Origin of the sequence: Mycobacterium sp. (assembly GCF_049585075.1) — a bacterium.
In the GTDB taxonomy this organism is placed as follows: domain Bacteria; phylum Actinomycetota; class Actinomycetes; order Mycobacteriales; family Mycobacteriaceae; genus Mycobacterium.
Map to the genome: position 1 here is coordinate 1 of NZ_JBAUZA010000018.1, position 4,887 is coordinate 4,887.

Annotated in this window: 5 protein-coding genes and 1 pseudogene; 3 read left to right on the top strand and 3 right to left on the bottom strand. The window is 62.0% G+C overall.

Features of this window, described 5'->3' with window-relative positions; genetic code table 11:
• The first annotated feature begins 240 nt into the window (after nucleotides 1–240).
• Together WB785_RS01060 and WB785_RS01065 are read left to right on the top strand one after the other, a co-directional pair.
• Entirely contained in the window at nucleotides 241–1,047 is an 807-nt protein-coding gene (locus WB785_RS01060; RefSeq protein WP_424076856.1) for an SDR family NAD(P)-dependent oxidoreductase, read from the top strand.
• A 78-nt stretch (nucleotides 1,048–1,125) separates the two neighbouring features.
• Nucleotides 1,126–1,911: an alpha/beta hydrolase gene (locus WB785_RS01065; protein WP_424076857.1), complete on the top strand. Its 786-nt coding sequence runs from the start codon at nucleotides 1,126–1,128 to the stop codon at nucleotides 1,909–1,911.
• A gap of 10 nt (nucleotides 1,912–1,921) precedes the next feature.
• Here WB785_RS01065 and WB785_RS01070 read toward each other — a convergent pair whose 3' ends face one another.
• Nucleotides 1,922–3,229 carry a cytochrome P450 gene (locus WB785_RS01070; protein WP_424076858.1) on the bottom strand — a complete coding sequence of 436 codons (1,308 nt, stop codon included), beginning with the start codon at nucleotides 3,227–3,229 and terminating at the stop codon, nucleotides 1,922–1,924.
• A gap of 204 nt (nucleotides 3,230–3,433) precedes the next feature.
• Between WB785_RS01070 and WB785_RS01075 the strand changes: the two are divergent.
• Nucleotides 3,434–3,646, top strand: a pseudogene (locus WB785_RS01075) (PE-PPE domain-containing protein); the annotation flags it as partial.
• Here the strand turns inward: WB785_RS01075 and WB785_RS01080 are convergent.
• Both WB785_RS01080 and WB785_RS01085 read right to left on the bottom strand, forming a co-directional pair.
• On the bottom strand, nucleotides 3,636–4,466 hold the full coding sequence (locus tag WB785_RS01080; protein WP_424076859.1) for a phthiotriol/phenolphthiotriol dimycocerosates methyltransferase: 831 nt from the start codon (nucleotides 4,464–4,466) through the stop codon (nucleotides 3,636–3,638). The pseudogene WB785_RS01075 and the gene WB785_RS01080 sit on opposite strands and share 11 nt — an antisense overlap.
• Nucleotides 4,467–4,587: 121 nt before the next feature.
• A partial coding sequence (locus tag WB785_RS01085) for a diiron oxygenase (RefSeq protein WP_424076860.1) occupies nucleotides 4,588–4,887 on the bottom strand: 300 nt, incomplete at its 5' end.

Consider the following 4,887-nt stretch of genomic DNA (forward strand, 5'->3'; position numbering starts at 1 on the left):
AAGCTACGTCGTGTCATGGCCCCTCGATTCATGTCACGTCAACAACCCTGCTCAGCGTGTAGATCTCGGCCGAGGCGTCCGAAGGCGGCCGATTGGTTCTAGCACTGAAGCCGATGCCTATCTTGCATTCGGGCGGGGGTTCACGTGCAGACATTCACGACATTGGCGTGTCGGAATTTGGTGGAGGCGTTTTGGAGCGGTCGGTTCATGGGCGCTTGGCAAGCCCGATAAGGTCGGTTCGTGGGGTTTCCGACACCTGGAGAGAAGAGCGCTGCCATCGTCACCGGCGCATCGTCAGGTATCGGCGAGGCCATCGCCCTGGAGCTTGCGCATCGCGGCCATCAAGTGGTGTTGGTCGCTCGCCGTACCGACCGCCTTCAGGCGCTTGCCGAGAGTCTGAAGCATTCGGCGCATGTCCTACCCGCCGACCTATCCAGCCGGACCGATCGTGCCGAGCTACCGGGACGCGTCGCGGCGCTGGGCCTGGCGCCGGACATTCTGATCAACAACGCAGGCTTGTCGGTTGGCGCCCTCGTAGCGAAATCAGTTCCAGAGCAACAACTCAACCTCGTCGAAGTTGATGTTGCCGCCGTGGTGGACTTGTGCACGAGGTTCCTGCCGGGGATGGTCGAGCGCGGCCGAGGCGCCGTGCTGAACGTGTCATCGTTGGCGGGCTTCTACCCCCTGCCCGGGCAAGCCGCTTACGGTGCTGCCAAAGCATTTATCTTGTCTTACACCGAAAGCCTGCGCAGCGAGTTGCGCGGCACCGGTGTAACGGCTACCGCACTGTGTCCTGGACCGGTCGCCACCGGATTGGACGACGTCGCCGGGTTCAGCGCAGGACAACGTGCAGCGGTGTTACCTAGCTTTATGTGGAAGTCCGCCGATCAGGTCGCGCGTGCCGCTATCGATGGTTTGGCAGGCAATAAGCCGCGGGTGGTCCCGGGTCGGGCCAATCGGCTCGTCGCGGCATTTTGTCGGGTTGCGCCCCAGGAGCGGCTTTTGCCGTTGCTCGCGCGACGCGCCCTGCCGCCGAAACCCAATTAGCGGCATGGCTTGCCGCGACGGTATCTGGATTATTGGACATCTCAGGGGTCCAGATGCGTGGACAGATAGGCTAACGCCGTGCTAGAGGTGATCGAAAAGGGGTGTGTCAGCGAGGCACATCCCGTCCCGCTGCTCTTCGTGCACGGGGTCTGGCATGCAGCCTGGTGCTGGGACGAGAACTTCCTCAGCTTTTTCGCCGATAAGGGTTACCGTGCTTTGGCCTTGAGTTTTCGCGGTCATGGCGAGAGCCCGAGTGACAAGCCGTTGTGGCGCTGTTCGGTCGCCGATTACGTCCAGGATGTCAGTTCGGTTGCCGACCGTCTGTCCAGTCCACCGGTGGTCATCGGTCACTCCATGGGCGGTCTTATCGTGCAGAAGTATCTGGAGACGCACGCTGCTCCGGCCGGTATTTTGATGACGTCTGTGCCGCCGCGGGGAAACCTCGGAAATGCGCTGCGTTGGATCAGGCATCGCCCGTCACATTTCGCCAGGATGACGTTAACCGGTAAGGCGTTGCCGTACATCAATCCTCCGCACCTGGCCCGAGAGCGGTTCTTCTCCGCGCACACGCCGGAGGCCGACGTCCGCAAGTACGCGGCCCGGCTGCAAGAAGACAGCTCGCGCATCGGCATTGACAGCCTGCTGCTGAGCCTGCCCCGGCCTAAACGTGTGACTACGCCGCTGCTGGTGCTCGGCGCCGATGAGGATGGCGCGCACACCCGTAACGAAATACTTGCCACCGCACGCGCATATGGCACCAAAGCAGAATTCTTCCCCAACATGGGCCACAACATGATGCTCGAGCCAGGATGGGTTGCCGTTGCCGAACGCATCGATACCTGGTTGGGTTCGCGCGGGCTCTGAGCCTTTCTGCTCAGGCGGGTATCAACTCCAGCGGAAGATGCTCCAGCCCGCGCATTGTCGGATTGTCGAGGTATCGGTAGTCCCCGGCGAGGCGGATCGCCTCGACCCTCGGTAGCAACTGTGAGAAGACCCGGGCACCCTCCAACCTGGTCAATGGTGCGCCCAGGCAGAAGTGGACGCCACCACCGAATGCCAGGTGGTCGGTCGGGTTGCGGTCGAGGTCGAAGGTGTCCGGATTGTCGTAGTGACGAGGGTCGCGGTTGGCCGCGGCGAACAGCAACAGCACCCGCGCGCCGGCCGGAATCGTGTTCGCCCCAACGGTGTAGTCGCGGGTTGCCGTGCGGTAGAACCCTTGCACCGGCGCAACGAAGCGCAACTGCTCCTCGATGGCGGCGGGTATCAGCTCAGGGTGCGCGCGCAGCCGGGCATACAGTTCGGGGCGCTGAGCAAGGGTTAATAGCAGCCCTGACAACATATTTGTTGTTGTCTCGCTGCCGGCGCCGATCAACATCGCTGCGCTCCAAAAGATCTCGTCGTCAGTGAGCACGTCGTCGGCGTCGGCGGGAGTCATCATCGAGATCAGGTCGTCACCGGGATTTCGGCGGCGCTGCGCGATGAGCGGATCGAGGTTGCGCCGCATCGCCGCGGTCGCGGAGCCTGAGCGCGCAGAGAGGGTCATACCGTGCGGGGTCAACGGCACAAAGGAACCCGCGACCATCTCATCTGACCATTCCACGAATTGAGGCTGATCGTGCCGCGGTATGCCGAGCATCATCGCGATCAGCCGGGTCGGCAGCGGTTTGGCCAACTCGGACACCGCCTCGGTGTGGCGGCGGGCGATGATGGCGTCCACGAGCTCGTCGGCGACCTCGTTGATGTTGGCCTGCCAGGCCGCCATTGCCCGTGGCGTGAACGCGCGGGAGACGAATTTGCGAAGTCGCGTGTGTTCCGGTGGGTCGACCGCGTTCATCGACGGCAGGTGGACGCGGAAACGGCTTTGGCTTTCCGCCGACGACAATGCCTCGTTGTCGCGCAACGCTTTTCGCAAATCGTCGTAGCCGGCGATGATCCAGATACCGCGCTTGCGGTTGTACCACACGTTCGGCGCTTCGGGCCCGGCCAGTAAGCCACGATAGCCGGGGTACGGATCGCGCATCGTCTCACGTGAGAACGGGTCGAAGGCCGTGGCAGGTGCGGTTTTCCGACCGGTCAAGGTGTAGCGGTACGACGTGACTTTATCTCGAGACACCCCGACAAGGCCGTCGACTCCGACCTTCATGAGGCTGGCGCGGAAGCGGAGCCGGCGAGCCAACGACATGTGGTTACACCCCTTCGTGAGGAACTGTGCCGGGTTACGGCAGCTACCGTAACCGACGGGCCCCTTACGGTCTCAGAAGTGTCCCGGATCGAAAATGGGCCCAGCTAATCCGGTTGCCCGAGCTGAGGCCATGGGTGGTCTTTTCGAACGCTTCGCGGGCTTGGACAACCCCTGGTTGAACTATGACGTGTACCCTCCGACCCCGACCGACGTTTTCCGACTGACATTTTCACTGGCGAGTACGACGGAGTTTCTGACTTTCCAGAAGATCGGTCCAATCTCCTGGCCGTCGCCAACGCGCTCGCGGGTATGGCGTATGGGCACCTGAACGACTCGAATCTCACCCTCGAACAGGCTCAGTCAGCCGTGCTATTGGGCGGCGTCTACCGGGCCCGCCGAATAGACCTCAGTCCTTGATGAAGTGGTATGCGCGGTAGTCAATTTCGCCGCGCTCGAGGTCGTTGTAGAACCACGAGCCGTCCACTACCGCGAACTCACGGCCAAAGCGGCGCAAGAAGGCCGGCAGGCGATTGTTAATCAGTTCGTTGGACCGCGGCGAGTTTTTCTTGAGGCCGCGCAGAACCTCCGTGTTGATGACTCGCTCGGATACCTGCCGCAGGCCGGACTCCGCCATCGCTTTTTCCCAGTCGCCGAAGCCGTCGCGGTTGCGGAAATCGGCATACAGGAAATGTCCGCCCGGGCGAAGCACTCGCTTTACCTCGCTGAGGAAGCGTTCGAAGTGCGGGTAGATGTGTGAGGCCTCAACGTTGATCACCGCATCGAAGGATTCGTCCGGGAAGGGCAGGTTCTCGGCGTCTCCGTGGACGAAGTTGAGACCGGGCAGGTTGTGTCTCTGTTGGCAGAATTCGACTCCGGCAGCGTTGAAGTCAAGCCCCGTGTAGGAAGCCGGCTTCAATGTCCGCGTCAGGTAGGAGGCGCCACCCCCGTGACCAGAACTGCACTCCAGGACCTTCTTGCCGGTGATGTCGGCCTGGGTCGCGGTCTGGTGGTAGAGCTGAATGCTGTACCGGTTCGGCTCGTCGGCTTCGTCGAGCGGCAGGCCTAACGGCGGATCTTCCTCGTAGCCCCAGTTCAGGAATTGAACGTCATCCTGCTGACCGAGCCGGCGGGTCATCATCGGATACCAGTACCGGAAGATTTTCTTGTAAGTCGCCGTCGAGCCAATGCGGTAGACGAGGCCTGCGCCGACTTTGTCCAGGGAGGGGCTGCGAACCATCCTGGAAGTATCGCACAGCACCATACAGCGCGGTTGTGGGATGGCAGTCTTAACGGCTTTACTGCACAACGGCGCTCGTAGATCTCACCGTAAAGCTGTGCGATGTGCTGGGCAAGAAAATTCAGGCAGCGGTGGCAGGGCTCGGCAGATGCGCCCGCTGTGGCTCGCCGCGGTAGCGCGACGGTCGACCGTTGATCTTGCAAATGCGCCACAGCAGCAGGGCAAAAGGATTCATCAGGCCCACGTCGTCGCACAACATTCGCACGTCGCCGTACATGTTGCGCAACGCCTGACGCGAGTCGAGCGCATCGAAGAACAACTCTTTGCGCACCGAGCGTGGGATGTCGAACTCTCGGAAGAAGCTGCGCGACGGCACGACAATCGCCTGGCACAGCACCCGCATGACAATCGGCACGTACAG

Bases quoted from the DNA above. Each gene is read 5' to 3' on its own strand.
- WB785_RS01070 (WP_424076858.1), bottom strand. From the start codon at position 3,229: ATGTCGTTGGCTCGCCGGCTCCGCTTCCGCGCCAGCCTCATGAAGGTC.
- WB785_RS01080 (WP_424076859.1), bottom strand. From the start codon at position 4,466: ATGGTTCGCAGCCCCTCCCTGGACAAAGTCGGCGCAGGCCTCGTCTAC.